We start from the raw sequence: 21,241 nt of genomic DNA on the forward strand, positions 1-21,241 counted from the left end.
CGCTCGGTTGTCATCAAATGATGAATCACAATGTTCTTTTCGGAGAATGAGAAACTATGTCTGAAACAGTCAAAAAAGAAGAAAGGGAAGCCTCAGAGCGGACTTACAGAGAGCTGCACCGTCCAGCGTCTCAGTTTGTCACTCGCGAAGCGTATTTGGAGCATGAGCTTAAAATCATGAAACCAAGACGCTGGGGATTAAATTTACCGGGTCGCGACTTTCGTTTCGAGTGGGAGGACTTAGTCCCCGCATTAGCTGGAACTATCGGAATTACCGTAATGTATTCAGCGGTGATGGCAGCATGGGCAGCAGGATTAACTGAACGGTGGGAACATATCAATTTAGGGGCAGAGTTTGCCATCCAAGTTGTCCGTGTTGAAATGCTTATCCCCGCGTTACTCTTCTGTATCATTAGTTCTGGTTTTATTAATCCTCGCGCTAACTTAGGTGGTAATCACGGCCCAATGATCCCCTTAATTGGTGCCATCGCTTTAGCGGGCGCACACCCACTTGCATTAGCCATGCTGATTGGGATATTTGGTCTCATTCTCAGTTATTTTAAGGGAGGATCGCGGCTCGTTAACCTGACAAGTGGCGGTGTAGCAGGGGGATTATTGGTGTTCCTCGGTTTTATGGGCGCCAAAAGTCAAATTGGTTCACTCTTCGAGTGGGCTGGCGGTTTACAGGCCAAACATAGCTTAGATTACTCACTCGGTTATGTGGCTTTTGCAATCTTACTCGTCAATGTCATTTTATATGCTTACCTTGCTAAAGTGGGTAAACGCTGGCTGGCGATTCCACTATGCTCTATCACTGCGATTGCCTTAGCCTTTGGCTTAGGAGCGGGCCTTGATCTGAAATTTGTCACAGAACCAGGGATCCCCAACCTTAACCCTGTCTACTGGTGGGGCTCGACTGAGCATGGATGGCAACTAGGTTTACCTAATACTGCACACTTTATCGCTTCACTGCCCTTTGCCATCTTAGCGGTTGCTATGTGGTCACCGGATTTCTTAGGACATCGTATTTTCCAAGAGCTGAATTACCCTAAAGGCGCGGAAAAAGTGTTAATGGATGTTGATGACACAATGACAACCTGTTCACTGCGCCAAATGGTCGGTACAGCAGTCGGTGGTGGTAACATTACATCATCTTGGGGGACTTATATGATCCCTGCTGCCATTGCAAAACGCCCTATTCCCGCTGGTGCCATTTTACTCGGTAGCCTTTGTATTATTGTCGCAATTATTGGTTATCCAATGGATGTGACGGTATGGCGTCCAGTGATGTCAATAGCATTGTTGGTCGGCGTGTTCTTACCACTGCTTGAAGCAGGCTTACAAATGGTAAAAGACAATTTAAGTAGCCAAGCGGCTGGGATTTGTATTTTTGCCTCTTTTGTTGCCAACCCAGTGCTTGCTTGGGCCTTAACGATGCTGCTTGATAACAATGGTCTTATTGGTGATAAGGAACGTCCAAAAACCTTGTCATTTGCTGACCGTGTCATCATTCCAGGCTTAGCATTTATCATTTGTCTTGCCGCCATGTTAGCGGTTGGCATGATTGAAGGTATCCCTGCACTACTTTGATAAAACCGTTTAGCGCAAGCCAATACTATTGTTGGTTTGCGCTAATGATAGGCACTATTTATTTCACTGATATATAGTCAATCTGATTGATTTTAAAAACATTTACATATCAATCAGATTGCCTATGTACCATTGACCCTATAATGACTAAATAAGTAAACATGTTTGTTTTTGTGTGCTCTACCAAAATTGAATCCGAATATCAGTGTATTTGTATTGCTGAATTAAACATGTTTGAACGTAGTTTAGATATATGACTAATCGGTGAGATGCAAACGTTAATTTGCGGTAAAAATGCTATCTGGGTAGCAATTTTGGAATTAACTCAAGGCAAACTAAACTGATTTGAGTGCCATAGTAGGTTAGCTATGGTAATATGAACATGGTTAATTGGTCTTACCAATTATAATGAGACATTATCGATAACCGAACTAACGAATATTTGTCATCTTATCGGGTATCAATAGACAGGCTTTTAAAGTAACAACTGTTGTAAAACAACAGGCACTTTAAAATCAGTTCCCATCATAGGGCGTCATCATGAAGGGAGCTTTTTATATCAGGAATTAGCTATTGGCTTATACTCAGCATTGCTTAGCGCTGATCGCCAATAACCTTTATCTCAACCAAAAGGTATTAGTACGATGACCGACAAAACTGAACTGTTTGCCAGCGCATGGGAAGGTTTCACTCCTGGCGATTGGAAATCTGAAGTCAATGTACGTGACTTTATCCAACAAAACTATACTCCCTATGAAGGCGACGAATCATTCCTAGCCGGTGCCACCGAAGCAACCACAACACTGTGGGATAAAGTGATGGAAGGCATTAAACAGGAAAACCGTACCCACGCGCCTGTTGATTTCGATACTAAGATGGTGTCAACCATCACCTCCCATGATGCGGGTTATATCAACAAAGATTTAGAAACTATCGTTGGCTTGCAAACAGATGCACCATTAAAACGTGCAATGTTACCTAACGGTGGTATTCGTATGGTGGAAAGCTCATGCGCCGCCTACGGTCGTGAACTAGATGAAGATGTTAAATACGTCTATTCAGAACTGCGTAAAACCCATAACCAAGGCGTGTTTGATGTTTACACACCAGAAATTATGGCTTGCCGTAAATCAGGTGTATTAACCGGTTTACCCGATGCCTATGGCCGTGGCCGTATTATCGGTGACTATCGCCGAGTCGCACTTTACGGTATCGATTACTTGATGAAAGATAAATTTGCCCAATTTAGCTCACTGCAAGCGCAGTTCGAAGCGGGTGAAGATTTATCAAATGTTATTCAACTACGCGAAGAAATTGCCGAACAACACCGCGCACTAGGCCAAATGAAGAAAATGGCTGCTAAGTATGGTTTTGATATTTCAGGCCCTGCTAAAAATGCTCGCGAAGCGATTCAATGGACTTACTTTGGCTACTTAGCCGCAGTGAAGAGCCAAAATGGCGCGGCGATGTCATTAGGACGTACTTCATCATTCCTTGATGTTTATATCGAACGCGATCTGAAAAATGGCACCTTAACTGAGCTACAAGCTCAGGAAATGATTGACCATTTCGTGATGAAACTGCGTATGGTGCGTTTCCTACGTACTCCTGAATACGATGAGTTATTCTCCGGCGACCCGATTTGGGCAACTGAATCTATTGGTGGTATGGGCTTAGATGGCCGTACGTTAGTGACCAAATCAAGCTTCCGTTTCTTGAATACCCTTTACACTATGGGTCCAAGCCCTGAACCTAATATCACCGTATTATGGTCAGATAAACTGCCGATCGGTTTCAAAAAATATTGCGCTAAAGTGTCTATCGATACTAGCTCAATCCAATACGAAAACGATGACTTAATGCGTCCTGATTTCCAATCTGACGATTATGCTATCGCCTGTTGCGTAAGCCCAATGGTTGTGGGTAAACACATGCAGTTCTTCGGTGCTCGTGCAAACCTCGCAAAAACCATGTTATATGCGATCAACGGCGGTATTGATGAAAAACTGAAAATCCAAATCGCCCCTAAAGCAGACATGATCACTGACGAAGTGCTCAACTTTGATGATGTAATGAATCGTCTTGACGGCTTAATGGATTGGTTAGCAACCCAGTATGTTGCGTCATTGAATGCTATCCACTTTATGCACGACAAGTACTCTTACGAAGCTGCGCTCATGGCACTGCATGACAGAGATGTACGCCGTACTATGGCTTGTGGTATTGCCGGTCTATCTATCGCTGCCGACTCACTGTCTGCGATTAAATACGCTACCGTAAAACCTGTTCGTGATGAAAACGGCATTGCTGTTGATTTCGACATCAGTGGCGACTATCCAAAATTTGGTAACAACGACCCACGTGTTGACGATATCGCCTGTGACTTAGTTGAACGTTTTATGGCCAAAATTCGTGGCCGTAAAATGTATCGCAATGCAGTACCAACTCAGTCAATTCTGACCATCACCTCAAACGTGGTTTATGGTAAGAAAACAGGTAACACACCCGATGGTCGTCGCTCAGGTGCGCCATTTGCACCGGGTGCAAACCCAATGCATGGCCGTGACGAAAAAGGTGCAATCGCTTCTTTAACTTCTGTGGCTAAACTGCCTTTCGCCCACGCCCAAGACGGTATTTCTTATACCTTCTCAATCGTGCCAAATGCCTTAGGTAAAGATGATGATGCACGCCGCGCCAACTTAGCAGCATTGATGGATGGCTATTTCGACCACAATGACAAAAAAGAAGGTGGCCAGCACTTAAACGTCAACGTGATGAATCGTGAAATGCTCGAAGACGCTGTTAAGCATCCAGACAAGTATCCACAACTGACCATCCGTGTTTCTGGTTACGCAGTGCGCTTTAATTCACTGACGCCAGAGCAACAACAAGATGTGATCACACGTACTTTTACTAAAGGTCTGTAAGCTAAATAAGTAAAGGCTGTAGTACACTGTACTACAGCCTCACTTATTTTATCAGGAGTCACAATGGCAGTTATCGGTCGGATCCACTCAGTGGAATCCTTTGGCACAGTAGATGGTCCTGGCATACGGTTTATCGCCTTTATGCAAGGCTGTTTAATGCGCTGCCAATATTGCCACAACCGTGACACTTGGGATCTTGATGGTGGCAAAGAAGTGCAAGTCGATGAGTTAATGAGTCAAATCATCAGCTACCGACCTTTCCTTGATGCCAGCAATGGTGGTGTAACAGCAAGTGGTGGTGAAGCTATTTTACAGGCCGAATTCGTCGCCGAATTATTTAAAGCCTGTAAAAATGAGGGTGTTCATACCTGTTTAGACACCAATGGCTTTGTACGTAAGTACACACCTGTGATTGATGAGTTACTTGACCACACTGACTTGGTTCTACTCGACATCAAACACATGGATGACGAAAAACACATTGAATTAACCAAAGTCAGTAATCACAGAACACTGCAATTTGCCGAGTATTTGGCAAAACGCAACCAAGCGACATGGATACGTTATGTCGTCGTGGGCGGATTTACCGATGATGAAGCATCGGCATTGCAACTGGCCGAGTTTATCAAGCCCATGAAAAACATTGAAAAGGTAGAGTTACTGCCCTATCACGAATTAGGTAAGCATAAGTGGGAAGCCATGGGCGAAAACTATCAACTCAATGGCGTATCTCCCCCAAGCCGCGAAACCATGGAAAAGATTAAAGCGGTATTTGTCCAGCAAGGCATAAACGCGGTTTATTAGTCGACTAAGCAGCGATTAAAAACACATTAAGACAAAATATAAAACTAGAGTTCTTCCCAATAACTGGCATCTAAGCGCTCAAAGGCTATTTTTAAAATAACCGCCATATCGAGATAACAAGCCTTAGCACCTAAGGTTTGGCATTGAATGCCCATGGAAGACAGCTTTGCGCTTAACTGGTTACTCCAGTCGAAGAGCGACAAAGGTAAAGGATGGCGAGCCCGCCAACCTAGCCATAATAAGCCCTGCACTGGCAGGCTGATAAAAAATAAAGCGATAGTGACAGCTTGTGGCAAAAATGCCCAACCATAGATATATAGCTGGCTCATACTCGCAAAAACCGCCAACACTGGCATCACCAGAATGGCAAGCTGAGTCGCACGCACAACCCGATACTCAGGAAAAAACAAACCCAGTTGTCTAACCATAGGCCACGTCTTCATATAACGGCGACCGTCTCCTAAGGTTTTGAGAATATTGATGCTCAATTTTAGACACCTACAACAATGGAATACTGTTTTTACCATAGCATAATTTGGCACTTTGCCCCAAGACTGTTACGGCAAATACTCGGTGGTTCTATAGTTTTTGAATCGTTATATTAAACACAATGGCAAAAGGTTTACACATGTCTAATAAACTGGTTTTAGTACTCAATTGCGGTAGCTCTTCACTCAAATTTGCCGTCATTGACGCGCAAACAGGTGACGATCAGATCTCTGGCCTAGCCGAGTGTTTTGGCTTAGAAGATTCTCGTATCAAATGGAAAATCAACGGTGAAAAACAGGAAGCTGCCTTAGGTGCATTTACAGCTCACCGTGAAGCCGTTGAATTCATTGTTAATAAAATCCTTGCGGACCAGCCTGAGTTAGCTGCACAAATCCAAGCTGTAGGTCATCGTATTGTTCATGGCGGCGAAAAATTCACTCGTTCAGTGATTATTGATGATAGCGTGATCAAAGGTATTGAAGATTGTGCATCACTTGCCCCATTGCATAACCCTGCACACCTTATTGGCATTAGAGCGGCAATGGCCTCTTTCCCTAAATTGCCTCAAGTAGCAGTGTTTGATACCGCTTTCCACCAAAGCATGCCAGACAGAGCTTACGTCTATGCCTTACCATACAAGTTATATCGCGAACACGGTATTCGTCGTTATGGTATGCATGGTACTAGCCATTTATTTGTTAGCCGTGAAGCGGCGAAAATGCTCAACAAACCGTTAGCCGAAACCAATGTGATCTGTGCACATTTAGGAAATGGCGCTTCTGTTACCGCAGTGAAAGGTGGCAAAAGTGTCGACACCTCTATGGGCTTAACCCCATTAGAAGGTTTAGTGATGGGCACTCGTTGTGGCGATATTGATCCTTCAATCATCTATCACTTAGTCCATCAATTAGGTTACACCTTAGAAGAAGTCAATAACCTGATGAACAAGCAAAGTGGTCTGCTGGGTATTTCCGAGCTGACTAACGATTGCCGTGGCATCGAAGAAGGTTATGCTGACGGCCATAAAGGCGCGACCTTAGCCTTAGAAATCTTCTGCTATCGTTTAGCCAAATACATTGCCTCTTACACAGTGCCACTGGGCCGTTTAGATGCAGTCGTCTTTACGGGTGGCATTGGTGAAAACTCTGACTTAATTCGTGAGAAAGTACTTAACCTGTTGGAAATCTTTAATTTCCATGTCGATAGCGAACGCAATAAAGCCGCGCGCTTCGGTAAAAAAGGCATTATCACCCAAGATAACAGCACTGTTGCTATGGTGATCCCAACTAATGAAGAATGGGTTATTGCCGAAGACTCCATTAAACTTATCAACAAAGAATAAGATGACCTAAGCCGTTTGCTCATCCAAACGGCTTTATTATTAAAGACTTACAGTAAACACATTCATAAGCAAACTCGCAGAGCCTATCTGCCAAAAACCATCGAACTTAGAGGTTTTTATGTCCCGAAATATTATGTTAATCCCCATAGGCACAGGAGTTGGCCTGACCTCCTTAAGTCTTGGGATGGTTCGCGCACTGGAACGCCATGGGGTTAAAGTACAATTCTTTAAGCCTATTTCTCAGCTTCGTCCAAACGATAATGGCCCAGAGCGCTCGACCACGATTTTAAGCAAGTCACCAACAGTAAATCCATTAGAACCCTTCGATATGGCCCATGCTGAAGCGTTAATTCGTGCAGACCAAATCGATGTGTTAATGGAGCAAATCATTGCCCGTACTGCGGAATGCGCCAGCAATACCGAAACACTTATCGTCGAAGGTTTAGTCCCTACTCGTAGCCATCCTTTCGCTGACGATGTTAACTACGCCATTGCTAAAGCCATGGATGCTGATGTTATTTTCATTGCAACCCCTGGTAGTGATACACCAACAGGCCTAATGAATCGCCTCGAAATTGCCTATAACTCATGGGGTGGCAATAAGAACAAACGCTTAATTGGTGCCGTGATCAACAAAATTGGTGCGCCTGTTGATGATGAAGGCCGCGCTCGTCCTGACTTATCCGAAGTATTTGATCACCAAGGTGTTCAACGCTCCGATGCCGCCAGTATGTTCCAACTGCCGGGTAAGAGTCCACTGCGTATCTTAGGCAGTGTGCCGTACAATCTTGACCTAGTCGCACCACGCGCTTCAGATCTTGCTAAGCACTTACGCGCTCGCATTATTAATGCAGGTGAAATGCACACTCGTCGCCTGCGTAAAGTGACCTTCTGTGCGCGCAGCATCCCCAATATGGTTAACCATATAAAAACTGACTCGTTACTCGTTACCTCTGGCGATCGCTCAGATGTTATCGTCTCTGCCTGCCTTGCAGCCATGAATGGCGTTAAAATTGGTGCGCTGCTTCTGACCGGTAGCTATGAGCCAGAGCCAGAAATCCTTAAGCTATGTGAACAAGCCTTTGAAACAGGCTTACCCGTATTCTTAATTGATACTAACACGTGGCAAACCTCGCTTAATATTCAACGATTTGACCATGAAGTGCCCGTCGATGATGCGGTACGTATTGATTTAGTCCAAGATTATGTCGCAAGCCATATCGATCAAACTTGGATTGAAAGCGTCACTAAAAACTCTCCACGAGAACATCGCCTATCGCCACCCGCCTTCCGCTATAAATTAACGGAACTGGCACGTGCAGCCTATAAAACCGTGGTTTTACCGGAAGGTGATGAGCCTCGTACGATTAAAGCGGCAGCCATTTGTGCAGAGCGCGGTATTGCACGCTGCGTACTCTTAGGTAAAAAAGAAGAAATTCTACGTATCGCGGCCCAACAAGATGTCGTGCTTGGTGAAGGCGTTGTTATTATTGATCCAGAAGACGTACGTGATCGTTACGTTGAGCCTATGTTAGAACTACGTCGTAGCAAGGGCTTAACTGAAGTCGTGGCTAAAGAACAGTTAGAGGACAACATGGTGCTTGGCACTATGATGCTGGCGCAAAATGAAGTTGATGGTATTGTTTCTGGCGCCGTTAACACGACAGCCAATACCATTCGTCCTCCGTTACAACTGATTAAAACCGCACCCGGTTCAAGCTTAGTATCATCTATCTTCTTTATGTTGATGCCAGACCAAGTGTTAGTTTACGGCGACTGTGCCATTAACCCCGATCCGAATGCTGAGCAGCTAGCTGATATCGCTATTCAATCAGCGGAATCTGCAAAAGCCTTCGGTATCGAGCCGAGAGTGGCGATGATCAGCTACTCAACAGGCAACTCGGGCACGGGTTCAGATGTGGATAAAGTCCGTGAAGCGACTCGTATCGCGAAAGAAAAACGCCCAGATCTGATCATTGATGGTCCTTTGCAATACGATGCGGCTGTAATGCCAAACGTTGCCCGCTCTAAGGCGCCTAATAGCCCTGTCGCTGGACAAGCTACAGTATTTGTATTCCCAGACCTCAATACAGGCAACACAACTTACAAAGCCGTACAACGAAGCGCCGATCTGATCAGTATCGGCCCAATGCTGCAAGGTATGCGTAAGCCAGTAAATGACTTATCCCGCGGTGCATTAGTTGATGACATTGTCTACACCATCGCCCTGACAGCCATTCAAGCTTCACAAAACGATGCGGCAAAACGCTAACACTGTTAAATACGGTTAAATGATAACCACAAAAAAGCACTGGCCTGTCCCAGTGCTTTTTTTTAACCTATTTTCAGGTAAATGTACCATGATTGACTGATCGTTTAGCGATATAAAAACCCAAATGACATTAGAAAACGATGGAAAGAACTCAGGAAATGCTATTCAGCTATGTGTATAGAGTGAGTCATTCTAAGAAAATATCCACAATCAACAATGGATTCTAATAAGTAACAGCCAATCGTCACTTTTTGACCAGCAGATAAATAAAGACGATATCAGTGACTTACAAAACATCACTTAAGTCTTCAACATAGTTTTCCACAGATTCTGTGGATAACCTTTTAAGGTATCTTTTACTATATGACATAGTCACCGCCGAACAGTCAACCCATTTCCTATTATTCGTCAAATTCTTACAAAACTTGAACATAGGCGTTAAAATCGCGATACTCGAAGCAAATTCCGAGGGCACTAACCTATGCGAACTCTATTCTTTATCTCTCTATTATTTCTGTTTGGTTGTGGCGATTCAGGGAAACCGCCGACACTAACCCCAGAGGAAGTGAGTTTAGGCTTTTTCAAAGCTATCTATGTCGATCGTGATGTTGAAAAAGCCAAACAGTTCGTCAATGATCCACTAAAAGAAGTGCTAAGCCACTACTACATTGCCACTGCAGTACAACGTAATATGCTCAGTCTTTCTATGACCAACGTTGAAATGGAAATTGATGATATTGATATCGATTTTTTTCGCAAATTTACCAAAGATGTTCTCGTGGTAATTAAGATGAAAGGGCTTAAAGCGGGACAACCTTGGATTGATGATAGAACCATCCGCCTACATAAAATCGGTAATAAATGGGTGATCGTTGAGATTATGCCTGAAAAGCGCAGAGTGAATGGCTAGGTGACTTTTATTACGAGTGTCGGCTTCAAGACCTCCTTATTTTAAAGAAAAAATAGCAACCTTAGGGTTGCTATTTTCGTTGCTTGTTTTGTTACTTCCGACTCATCAAGATCCATTAGCGTTTTAGGCTGGGATCACTTCCTCTTCACTTTCAGCAGGTAAAGACGTCAGTACATCGTCCTTTACTTGATAGTAAGCATTTTCGTATTCATGAACTTCCATAACAACTCCTGCTTGATTTTGTAAGGTCACAAAGGCATGTCCTTCTATGTTGACATTTTGCCGATGAGGAAAGGGATTTCCGTGGGCAGGAGTATAACAAACCATATTATCCAGTTACAGAAAACTTTCAGTTTTGTTTGCCATTAATAACGAAAAAATACCAAAATCCACTTTTAACGCGGTGAAAGTGAATCTCGAAGTGAAAACCTTTCAGTTAGTCTTCACTCGATAGCGTAATACTTTTAATGACTTTTCTTCCGACACATCGATAAAGGCTGGCGGATTAGCGAGTCGCTCAACATATTCCAATGCTGGCGCAGCTTCAGCAACCTGTTTGCGCAGAAAAGCGGTATCCAGTTCAGGGGCATTTAAACACAGTAACACTTCACCATTATCGGCAAGTAATTCAGGTAACCGCCTAATTAAACGCACATAATCCTTAGTAGCAACAAAACTCCCCTTCTGATTGCTCGGCGGATCGGCAACTATTATTTCATAGGGACCGAGCTTTTTAAGTTTGCCCCAAGATTTGAAAATATCATGGCCTAAAAAACGTGCTCCAGCGACAAAGCCATTCAGCAAATGGTTTTGTTTACCAATAGCAAGGGCTCCTTTACTCATATCCATATTCACAACTTCATCAGCCCTGCCCTGCAGCGCTGCAACTGAGAATCCACAGGTATAAGCAAATAAATTAAGCACCTTTTTATGGCGTGCATTTGCCCTCACCCAATCTCGACCGTTGGCCATATCGAGAAAAAGTCCATGATTTTGGCCGCGCATTAAATGCACCTGAAATCGCGCTCCCTTTTCAGTAACGATATGAGGTTCTGGAATTTCGCCCTCAAGTAACTGAGTAAACGTCTCCCCCGCACAACGAAATTGATACACGAGATTTAGAGGACTTTCAGGATGCCATGCTTGCCAACGTGCTGTAATGGCCTGCTGGCACATCGCAAGCTCGGTATCTTCGAGAGGAATAAAACTGGTTAACAATAAAACGGGGGCAAACCAATCTAAACAAATATGCTCAGAGCCAGCATAATGCCCGCCTCGACCATGAAATAAACGTACCGCATCATTACCGAGTTCTAACGTGGTGAGCGCTTGTAAAAAACGTTGCATTATTAATTTACTTCTTTTCTGTTGAACTAGGATTCGCCTGATGATTAACAGGCTCAGATATCACTGTACTTTTGACGAGTCTATCGTCGACATCATCCGACAATAAAATGGCCAACCAACCTCCACTTTTACTGGATTCAAGAGCGATTTTCACCACCATAGTCAAAGGGACTGACAGTAACATGCCTACAGAACCAAGTAACCAACCCCAAAAAATTAATGATAAAAATACCACTAACGTGGAAAGTCCAAGACCACGTCCCATAAATTTGGGTTCAATCACATTGCCCATCACCATATTGGCGCCAATATACAATAATGCAGTCCCTCCAGCAGCGGTGGGACCAAGCTGAATAAAGGCTAACAACACGGCAGGAATGGCGGCAATAATGGAACCTATATTCGGAATGTAATTGAATAAAAAGGCGATGACAGCCCACAAAAGAGCATAATCCACACCGATAAAGGTTAAGCCAATACCCACAATGAGACCTGTCGCTAAGCTCACTAAGGTCTTTAACACCATATATTGATTAACCGATTGCAAGAAACGATCAATTTGCTGTAAGCGCATATCAGGATCATCCAGCGCTAAATGTAATTTTTTCGGTAAAGACTGTGCCTCAAACAACATGAATACTATGGTTAAGACGATCAAGAACAAGTTGGCCATTACGTTCCCTACACCCGACAACATATTCGTTGTCATCGATAAAGCCATGCCTGGGTCAAAATAGGCTAAGACTTGATCTTTTGAAATGTGAATGTTCAGTGCCTGTAATTTATGAATAATCCAAGAAAACTGCTCTATTAGCTGATCACGGTATTGGGGAAGTTGTTTAGAAAATTCGTTAATGGAACTCCCTACAACGGAAGCCAACCAAAGTCCCATTAAGACTATAAAACACATCAAAAGAATAACAGCTAACCACTTAGGCACACGATATTTTGTCATTAACCCAATGGCCGGATTACAGATCATCGCAATAAAACTGGATAACACAAAAGGCACCACTATTGGGCTGGCAGCCTTTATCCCTGCCAAAATAATCACTACAAAGGCCATCACCGCAAAGCCACGATAGGCTGCTGAAGGCGCATTAGGTCGCGTCATTTATTAAAAATCCTTCTTGATCTTAGATAAAATTGTTAGGCTATCGTGACAAAAGTACCAATCTCAATCACCTAAGCCTTAATAGTAAGTTGTCATTATGAAACCAGAAACCGCGATTATACGCATTAAAAACTTAAGACTTCGCACTTTTATTGGCATAAAAGAAGATGAAATTCAGAATCGCCAAGATGTGATAGTCAATGTCGTGATCCATTACTGCGCAGAACGCGCTCGTAATAGTGATAATGTAGACGACGCACTCAATTACCGCACAATCACTAAAAAGATCATTGAACTGATTGAGAATAATCGTTTCTCGCTGCTCGAAAATCTAACAAGCCAAACCTTAGCCCTCGCGAGTGAACATCCTTGGGTAGAATTTGCCAGTGTTGAAATAGATAAACCCCATGCTCTGCGCTTCGCTGATTCAGTGTCGATGGAACTTTGCTATCAAAAAGCCGCGCAGTAGCAATCACCGTAAAGTGATCCCTTCACGCCCGTTTTCGTATATTTGTTGGGTTGGGAAATTCAACCAATGAGTTCCACATACTTAAGGAAATACCATGAAAATACTCATCACTGGCGCTAGTGGTTTTATTGGTCGCCAATTGGTTGCACTTTTAGCACCTATGCATCAGTTGACCCTATTAACCCGCTCTCCAGAACAAACGCGTAAAGTACTCGGTGCAGAGCATCAATATTTAGCTAGTTTGGATCAACTAGATGATTTAAATACCATAGATGCGGTAGTAAATTTAGCGGGCGAGCCCATCGTTGCAAAGCGCTGGAGTAAAAACCAAAAACAACTTATCTGCAGTAGCCGCTGGAATACAACTGCTAGGTTAACCCAACTTATTCAACAAAGTAGTAATCCACCCAGTGTTATGGTGAGCGGTTCTGCTATTGGGTTTTATGGTCGACAAGGTGAACAACTCTTAAATGAAAATAGCACTCCCAATATTGAATTCAGCCATGAAATCTGCAAAATCTGGGAGCAGTTAGCGCTAAATGCAGCATCGGAGCATACTCGGGTCAGTATTATTCGGATCGGTATCGTACTCGGTCACGGCGGCGCGCTAGAAAAGATGCTTCCTCCCTTTAAACTAGGTCTCGGTGGCCCAATAGGGCATGGCCGCCAAGGCATGAGTTGGATACATGTCAACGATCTCATCTCTCTTATCGAATTTTTACTCACCCATGACCAGTGCCAAGGCCTATTTAATGCCACAGCTCCTAACCCTGTGAGTAATGCCGAATTTGCGAAAACATTAGGTAAGGCACTTAATCGACCCGCAATGATCACAACACCGCCGCTTGCCTTACGTCTAGCCATGGGGGAAATGTCTGAACTACTTACTGAAGGCCAATTTGTTTACCCTAAACGGGCGCTTGAGGCAGGGTTTCAATTTCAGTACACAGATCTCGAATCGGCATTAACGGATATTGTTGCCCGCTAAATAGAAGAATAAAAAGAACAATGGAGGCGTTATTTGCGCTATGTGTAAAAAATATGGTTATAACTCAATGAAAAAACGTATTAATCCACCTTAATGAAGCTCATAGATTAGGTTGTTTTTGTGCAAAACATTTTCAACACATTTGTGCAACAACATGATTTATAAGATGATTTAACGACAAAGAAGACTTTTCCTGTTAAACTTGCCGCCATTCGGTCATAAAAGCTTTCATTCAAAGCCGTACATTGACCTCAGCAAAATCTACACTGGCCCCTAGTCGCCAGTGATTGGTACTCAGTAACGCGCCATTTTGGCAATACTGCTCTGTAAAACCAAGACCGTTCATCCGCGCTTATTCATCCCTCTCCAACATCAGGGGATTGTTCAAGATCTGTCCTTAAGATCGAGCGCTTAACATCCAGCATTAGCAGGTGCTTAATAACGAGATGGGTTATCTCTGATGGGTACTGTACCCAATCACACACCCACACTAAAACAGTTTGTAAGGAATTCTCATGCACACGACTTATACGATTGGCGAGCTAGAATCATTTTTAGTTGCTATCTTCGTGCTGTTTATCGGCCACTCCATCAATCGCCATGTACGTGTTTTTAGACAATACAATATCCCTGAGCCCATAGTGGGTGGGCTTGTTGTTGCCGCGGTTATCGCGGGCTTACACGTTCAAAATATTAGTCTTAATTTCAGTTTATCAATGCAAAATACCTTAATGCTGATGTTCTTTAGCACTATAGGCCTTTCGGCAAATTACAAACTGTTACTCAGTGGTGGTAAAAAGGTCTTCATTTTTTTAGGTGTCGCTTCACTCTATATTGTTATTCAAAATGCAGTTGGTGTCAGTTTAGCGAGCCTATTAGGACTTGAACCGATAATGGGACTTATCGCAGGTTCTATTACACTATCGGGTGGTCATGGTACAGGTGTCGCTTGGTCACAAACCTTTGCAGAAAACTATGGGATCAATACGTTAGAGTTTGCCATGGCGGCTGCAACCTTTGGCTTAGTGATGGGAGGCATTATAGGTGGCCCAGTGGCCCAACGATTAATTGGTAAGCATAATCTTGTCTCTCGCTATGGTATTGGTCGTAAGCACCATGTCGATCACCCACACTTAGTCACTTACGATCAATTAGAAGAAGATCACGTTACCGCAAAAACCATTCTCGAAACCCTTTTTGTGCTCTTATTATGCGTTGCTGGCGCAAAATGGATTACTGAGTGGGTTGGCCTATCGGGTATCGCTTGGTTAAAAATGCCTGACTTTGTGTATGCTCTTTTTTTAGGCGTTACCATCGCCAATATGACTGAACTTACCCGAGGCTATAAACCTCACACTGAGAGTATCGATGTTATTGGCACAGTCTCGCTATCACTGTTCCTTTCTATGGCATTGATAAATTTAAAACTCTGGGAAATTTTTGATTTAGCGATCCCACTACTCGTGATTTTGTTAGTGCAAACCGCAGTATTGGCGCTCTTTGCCTATTTTGTGACATTTAAGGTCATGGGCAGTAATTACGATGCAGCGGTGATAACAGGTGGCCACTGTGGATTCGGTATGGGCGCAACACCGACAGCAGTGATGAATATGGGGGCGCTGGTTTCACGCACGGGTCCATCGCCTCAAGCTTTTATGGTCGTACCGATTGTGGGCGCTTTCTTTATCGATATTGTTAACTTAATTGTCTTGCAAGGTTATTTAAGTTTTATTATGTAGCTTATCCAATCAAAAAGCACTGAGATCACCCAGTGCTTTTCTTAAGTAATAAACGGTTTAACTCCCTGCTTTTAGTAACTCAGAGCAGGATTGATTCAGTAATTGACGGCAACGCCACACCCCAAGCAAGGCCACCAGCAATGCACCGGATACAGGAGCAATTGCCCACCAAGGCCAATGCATATACACATTAAGTTCAAACACTTGAGTTTTTAGTAGATAGAGCGCAAATTCGGCTACTATCACTGCTAACACACCTGCAATACCGCCCAGTAAAGCAAACTCTAAACCCGTTGCACTGCGTAATAACCATCCTGAAGCACCAAAAGTACGTAGCACCGCAAGTTCACGCTGCCGCGTAGCCATTCCCGCTTCAGTCTGGGCAATCAACACTAAACCACTGGCGAGCAGCACCAACACCAGCACTAAGGTTAACGACAATGACACTTGCTCTATGATCTGCCGCAACTGCCCTACCATAGCGCCCACATCTATGATGGAAACCGTCGGAAATTGCTGAATAAGCGCCAAAATCACCGCATCCTTAGGTGAACTATCCGCATTCGTCGCCTGATCATCAAGACCTTTTTCATCTAGAAAGAAGCTCGCCATCGAGGTATACGCAAAAGGTGCAAGTGCTTCTTGGGTAAAGATCATAAAGAAGTTTGGTTGCAGAGTTTCCCAGTGCACGGTACGAATACTCGCAACTTTTACGGTAAGCTCCTGATTATCGATGATATAAGTCAACTTATCGCCAAGACCAATACCTAAACGCTCCGCCACACCTGACTCGACTGACACTTCATCGGTAGCTTGATTAAACTGCCCTTCTATTAACTCGTTATTGGCGGGTAAGGTATTACGCCATGTGAGATTGAGCTCACGAGAAATCCCGACGCGCCCCTTTTCACCAGCCTCCCGCTGTTCATTAGAAATCAAGGTTTCCCCGTTGATTTGGGTTAGACGTCCACGGATCACCGGATAAATATCCGTCGCAGTAATGCCATTTGCCGACATAAAATCATGTAAAGGCTTAGCATCATCGGGGGCAATATTGACTAAAAAGTAGTTCGGCGCATTTTCGGGTAGCTGTTTTTGCCATTCGTTAAGTAAATCTTGCCTGAGCGCCAAAATGGTCAATAACAACACGAGTGCCGCGCTAAAACCGACCAATTGCACCGCATTTTGCCGCGCACGACGCCTTAGCCCCGCTAGCGCCAATTGTAAGGGATTGGTCGTTTTCATACCTATGCTGTGACCTGCACGTATCATCACAAAACCCAGCACACTCAGTAACACACCAAGCAGTAAGACCGCCGCAACGACCGTTAGTGTCAAAGCCCAACTTTGGGAATACAAATATCCCAGTAACGCCATCGCCCCTAAACTCAGTAGCAAATGCAACCACATGCCAAGTTGCAGACCTTCTAACTGACGCTGCAGCACCCTTAGTGGCGGAATCGCCAGTAACCGCATCAAAGGGTAGGCTGAAAACATAAAGGCGCTGATAAGCCCTGTGCTTATCCCGAGCAATAATGGTCGAGTCAGTGGCGGTGAATAAGCAGCAATTTCGGGTGGCAATAGATAACTGATCCCAAAATCCAGTAACCCACCACCGATAAGACCTAAGCCTATTCCCAATAACGTCACAAGTAATAAGTGCATGCCAAACAACAGACGAATTTGTTTTGCTGAGGCACCGAAGGTTTTCAGCATGGCCACCACATCGTAATGGCGCTGACAATAACGCTGAGCAGCAATACCTATCGCAGCGCAAGCTAGTGCAATTCCCATTAAACTGGCTAACAGCAAGAAACGCTCTGCTCGCTTAACAGCGCCTGCTATAGGCGAATCGCCAGATTGCACATCGACCCAGCGTTGGGTGCTATTCAGCAGCGGTTTGGCACTTTGCTCAAAAGCGATGAGGGCAGCTTCATCTCCTGCAAATTGATATAAATACGTGACGCGGCTCCCCGGTTGAATAACCCCCGTTTTTGCCACATCTTCCATTCGCATCAACACAATAGGGGATGAAGCAAAAGGATTGAACCCTGCGTCGGGCAAACGGCTGATCTCATTGCTGAGCACAAACTCACTGTTACCTAACTCTATGGATTTGGGATATCCCAAAAGCCCACCTAAACGCGTCTCAAACCAGATTTCATCCGCTTTAGGTAACGCTTTTGTTTTACCAGTGGTAAGCTCAATTTCACCTTTGAGTGGATAACCCACCTCAACAGCGCGCACTGTCACTAACTGGAATTTATCTCCCGAATAGACCATGGAATTAAATTGCATGTTAGTCACATGCTTAAGCCCAAGCTCTTCAGCTTTAGCTAAAATAGTGGGATCAATTATCACGGGTGAATCGATAATACGATCGGCTGCAATAAACGCTGAAGCCTCTCCATTAATTGCCACTTGCAAGCGCTCGCTCACCCGCGCTAAACCGCTCACAGACAATACTGCGAGCGTGATAGCGAGGATAATCAATAACAATTGCCCTTGCTGTAACTCACGTTTAAATAGGCGCCATGCCAGACTTAACTCCATATTTAAGCCTCCTTAGCATTAGCGAGTATATCGGGAGCAACGGATGGGGTTGAGACAACAGCTCTGGCATTTTCTTCCTGTAAATGGCCATTATCCATCACCAACTGCCGCTGGCAGCGTTTAGCAAGTAACAGATCATGGGTGACAAGAATTAAGGTGGTATGACTTTCTTGATTTAGCTCAAACAGCATGTCGGCGATCTTATGGCCGTTAACACCATCTAAATTCCCCGTAGGTTCATCGGCAAATAACACTGTTGGCTCACAGATAAAAGCACGGGCTATCGCGACCCTTTGCTGCTCGCCACCCGAAAGCTGTTTGGGTAAATGGGTCAAGCGGTGGGATAACCCCACCCTTTCTAACATGGCCTGCGCTTTTTCCTTGGCATTTTTCACCCCTGCGAGTTCGGCGGGTAACATCACATTTTCGAGTGCTGTTAAGGTATCAACCAACATAAAAGATTGAAAAATAAAGCTCACTTTCTGTTTACGTAGTGCCGCTTTTTGCTCTTCATTGAGTGGCGATAACGCCACGCCATCGAGCCAAATTTCACCCGATGTCGGCGTATCAAGTGCTGCGAGCAATCCAAGCAAGGTGGATTTACCCGATCCAGAGGGTCCTAAAATCGCCACACTCTCGCCTTGCTTGACATCTAAGTTAATGCCCTTGAGGATAGTGAGCGTTCCTTCCTGAGTGATCACTGATTTTTCGAGGTTAACCACATTGATGGCACTGTTTTTTAAGATGACGTTAGACATAGGATCCTTCTTATATAAATCGTTCTGGTATCAATCGCTAAGATTAAAGTCAATGGCGAAGACCCTGGGGGCATTCATCCTACTGAGTATGTTAATGGCTACGCCAGTTCATGCGGCGAAGGTACTGATCCTTGGCGATAGCTTAGGCGCAAGCTATGGCATGTCGGAACAACTGGGCTGGGTCGCAATGTTGCAAAAAAATCTCCCTGAACATCAGTTTATTAATGGTTCAGTTAGCGGAGAAACTACCGCAGGCGGCCTTCGCCGATTACCCGCTTTACTCGATTCTGTCTCTCCAGATCTTGTGGTCGTTGAACTGGGAGGGAATGATGGTTTACGTGGATTCCCACCAACGCAACTCGAAAATAATCTAATCCAAATCATTACTCTAGCGCAAAAAAGTGGCGCCAAAGTATTACTCACCGAAATCATGGTACCGCCTAACTATGGCCCTCGCTATACCCAAAAGTTCACCCAAGTGTATCAAGACATATCCAAAACACAGAATATTGAATTAATTCCATTCTTTATGCAGGAAATCGCTCCTTATCCAGACTTAATGCAACGGGATGGCATTCATCCCAATGAAAAGGCCCAAGCAAAAATTGCCGCATGGATGCAACCTTGGATAGAAAAAGCCTTAAACCAATAAGTTTGTGGATATTTTAAGCTAATAAACAGCTTGCTGACTTAAACTCATGCTTGAGCGATAAAAACGTGTTCTAACGCAAGAATAACATCATATATAAACAGTAAAATTAGTGTTAGCAAATGGTTAACTCAAACAAGGAGTCAATATGTCCCTTAGCCATCAGCAAAAAGTGTACATACCCAAGGAAGCCCGTACCAACCAATTCATCACAGCCGAAATCAAAGTGACGGATGAATTACTGAGTCAATATCCAGACTATCAAAGCTGTTATCAGACCTTGAGCCGCTTGATATTTAATTTGGCAGAACAACACGATCTCCGTAATGTCCACGTGATCACTAACGATAAACTGCCTGTTGTACGTTTTCATACTGAAGCCTATTGCTTCCAAACCACCGAACAAATTTTATTTTTCTACAATCCTGCCTACCACGAGGCCCAAAATTTATTCACGCAAGATAATTATCGTGCGCGTAAATTACGTATCGTATTTCTCGCAACTGGTGAAGATATTCGTAGTAACTCGGCCAGTTTCCATATCCGTGTACGCGAATTACTCAATGAATTAATGCCGCAATTGCCGATAACCGATCTGAAGGTGAAGATCCGTGACCATCAACACTTATCCTATGATCTCTTTGCTAAGGCCAAAGGCAATAAAGAAACCTATGGCTATAAGCTGCGCGCCATAGGGCCAAGATATAAGGCTAGAAAATGTGAACTACCAGAAAATGTCAGTTCACTGACCTATGTCACCGTGAGTTTGCCACTCAGCCGTAAGCTTAAACAAGGTTTATTGCCTGACTCGGCAACCGACTTTACACATTTATATCAACATCTTGAAGATAGCTTCCTCAAAGCTGCTGCAAACAGGCAACTGACTCGACTCGCGATGATTGCGAATGGCTTAACCCCATTAGTACGCAATAGTAAGTTTGAAAAACTGGACAGCAAAACTGAAGTACAAATGATAGGGTTCGATCCTAATGCGACAGAGCAGCAAGTGATCCGCCGCTGGGATGCGGATAATTTAGTTGAAGCGGCGCACTTTACGATTGTTGCGGGCACCAAGGATTGCGATGATGCTGGCTATGGACGTTTTATGAATAATGTCGAAACCGCACTCAAAGCCTTTGCTGCCGAAATCGGTATTGACCCCGAGCGTGAAGACTTAGTGATACGCTTCCATCAACATATTAGTTATCAAATCTAACGTCTTCTATGTAACACAATAAGCTCACTAAACCAAAACGCCTGCATTTGCAGGCGTTTTAATGGTTATAAAATC

The 21,241-nt window shown here is 44.0% G+C and carries 16 protein-coding genes; 11 read left to right on the forward strand and 5 right to left on the reverse strand.

Annotated features, from left to right (window positions below):
- Window positions 1-56 precede the first annotated feature (56 nt).
- The 3 genes from MZ182_RS11950 (at window position 57) to pflA (ending at window position 5,320) form a co-directional block, all read left to right on the forward strand.
- Window positions 57-1,589 (forward strand): DUF3360 family protein, encoded by a 1,533-nt coding sequence (locus tag MZ182_RS11950; RefSeq protein WP_011788968.1) that lies wholly within the window; start codon window positions 57-59, stop codon window positions 1,587-1,589.
- 644 nt (window positions 1,590-2,233) lie between these two features.
- On the forward strand, window positions 2,234-4,516 hold the full coding sequence (gene pflB / locus MZ182_RS11955; protein WP_248067152.1) for a formate C-acetyltransferase: 2,283 nt from the start codon (window positions 2,234-2,236) through the stop codon (window positions 4,514-4,516).
- A 63-nt stretch (window positions 4,517-4,579) separates the two neighbouring features.
- Entirely contained in the window at window positions 4,580-5,320 is a 741-nt protein-coding gene (pflA, locus tag MZ182_RS11960) for a pyruvate formate lyase 1-activating protein (RefSeq protein ID WP_248067150.1), read from the forward strand.
- A gap of 44 nt (window positions 5,321-5,364) precedes the next feature.
- Here the strand turns inward: pflA and yfbV are convergent, their stop codons facing one another.
- Window positions 5,365-5,808 (reverse strand): terminus macrodomain insulation protein YfbV, encoded by a 444-nt coding sequence (gene yfbV, locus MZ182_RS11965; RefSeq protein WP_014610792.1) that lies wholly within the window; start codon window positions 5,806-5,808, stop codon window positions 5,365-5,367.
- Between the two features lie 140 nt (window positions 5,809-5,948).
- On the opposite strand from yfbV, the gene ackA reads away from it, so the two are divergent.
- The 3 genes from ackA to MZ182_RS11980 all read left to right on the forward strand — a co-directional run bounded on the left by ackA (window position 5,949) and on the right by MZ182_RS11980 (window position 10,333).
- Window positions 5,949-7,151: an acetate kinase gene (ackA, locus tag MZ182_RS11970; RefSeq protein ID WP_248067149.1), complete on the forward strand. Its 1,203-nt coding sequence runs from the start codon at window positions 5,949-5,951 to the stop codon at window positions 7,149-7,151.
- A 118-nt stretch (window positions 7,152-7,269) separates the two neighbouring features.
- The gene (gene pta, locus MZ182_RS11975) at window positions 7,270-9,423 is read left to right on the forward strand and encodes a phosphate acetyltransferase (protein WP_248067147.1); all 2,154 of its coding nucleotides are present in this window, start codon (window positions 7,270-7,272) and stop codon (window positions 9,421-9,423) included.
- Window positions 9,424-9,904: 481 nt separating this feature from the next.
- Window positions 9,905-10,333, forward strand: coding sequence for a hypothetical protein (locus MZ182_RS11980; RefSeq protein ID WP_011788962.1), 429 nt, complete (start codon window positions 9,905-9,907; stop codon window positions 10,331-10,333).
- Between the two features lie 432 nt (window positions 10,334-10,765).
- On the opposite strand, the gene MZ182_RS11985 is transcribed toward MZ182_RS11980, so the two are convergent.
- Both MZ182_RS11985 and MZ182_RS11990 read right to left on the reverse strand, forming a co-directional pair.
- Window positions 10,766-11,680 carry a class I SAM-dependent methyltransferase gene (locus tag MZ182_RS11985; protein ID WP_248067145.1) on the reverse strand — a complete coding sequence of 305 codons (915 nt, stop codon included), beginning with the start codon at window positions 11,678-11,680 and terminating at the stop codon, window positions 10,766-10,768.
- 7 nt (window positions 11,681-11,687) lie between these two features.
- The gene (locus MZ182_RS11990) at window positions 11,688-12,794 is read right to left on the reverse strand and encodes an AI-2E family transporter (RefSeq protein ID WP_011919498.1); all 1,107 of its coding nucleotides are present in this window, start codon (window positions 12,792-12,794) and stop codon (window positions 11,688-11,690) included.
- A gap of 97 nt (window positions 12,795-12,891) precedes the next feature.
- Between MZ182_RS11990 and folX the strand changes: the two genes are divergently transcribed.
- The 3 genes from folX (at window position 12,892) to gltS (ending at window position 15,990) form a co-directional block, all read left to right on the forward strand.
- Complete coding sequence (folX, locus tag MZ182_RS11995; RefSeq protein WP_011788958.1) at window positions 12,892-13,263, forward strand: dihydroneopterin triphosphate 2'-epimerase; 372 nt, start codon at window positions 12,892-12,894, stop codon at window positions 13,261-13,263.
- A 94-nt stretch (window positions 13,264-13,357) separates the two neighbouring features.
- Window positions 13,358-14,251: a TIGR01777 family oxidoreductase gene (locus MZ182_RS12000; protein WP_248067144.1), complete on the forward strand. Its 894-nt coding sequence runs from the start codon at window positions 13,358-13,360 to the stop codon at window positions 14,249-14,251.
- 515 nt (window positions 14,252-14,766) lie between these two features.
- Window positions 14,767-15,990, forward strand: coding sequence for a sodium/glutamate symporter (gltS, locus tag MZ182_RS12005; protein ID WP_011788956.1), 1,224 nt, complete (start codon window positions 14,767-14,769; stop codon window positions 15,988-15,990).
- A 57-nt stretch (window positions 15,991-16,047) separates the two neighbouring features.
- Here the strand turns inward: gltS and MZ182_RS12010 are convergent, their stop codons facing one another.
- Window positions 16,048-18,543, reverse strand: a complete 2,496-nt coding sequence (locus MZ182_RS12010; protein WP_248067142.1) for an ABC transporter permease — start codon at window positions 18,541-18,543, stop codon at window positions 16,048-16,050.
- Window positions 18,544-18,545: 2 nt separating this feature from the next.
- Window positions 18,546-19,301 carry an ABC transporter ATP-binding protein gene (locus MZ182_RS12015; protein ID WP_248067140.1) on the reverse strand — a complete coding sequence of 252 codons (756 nt, stop codon included), beginning with the start codon at window positions 19,299-19,301 and terminating at the stop codon, window positions 18,546-18,548.
- Between the two features lie 52 nt (window positions 19,302-19,353).
- On the opposite strand from MZ182_RS12015, the gene MZ182_RS12020 reads away from it, so the two are divergent.
- Together MZ182_RS12020 and MZ182_RS12025 are read left to right on the forward strand one after the other, a co-directional pair.
- Complete coding sequence (locus MZ182_RS12020) at window positions 19,354-19,953, forward strand: arylesterase (RefSeq protein WP_011788953.1); 600 nt, start codon at window positions 19,354-19,356, stop codon at window positions 19,951-19,953.
- 145 nt (window positions 19,954-20,098) lie between these two features.
- Window positions 20,099-21,166 carry a DUF3083 family protein gene (locus MZ182_RS12025; RefSeq protein ID WP_248067138.1) on the forward strand — a complete coding sequence of 356 codons (1,068 nt, stop codon included), beginning with the start codon at window positions 20,099-20,101 and terminating at the stop codon, window positions 21,164-21,166.
- Window positions 21,167-21,241 lie beyond the last annotated feature (75 nt).

Origin of the sequence: Shewanella sp. JNE2 (assembly GCF_023159115.1) — a bacterium.
In the GTDB taxonomy this organism is placed as follows: domain Bacteria; phylum Pseudomonadota; class Gammaproteobacteria; order Enterobacterales; family Shewanellaceae; genus Shewanella; species Shewanella putrefaciens.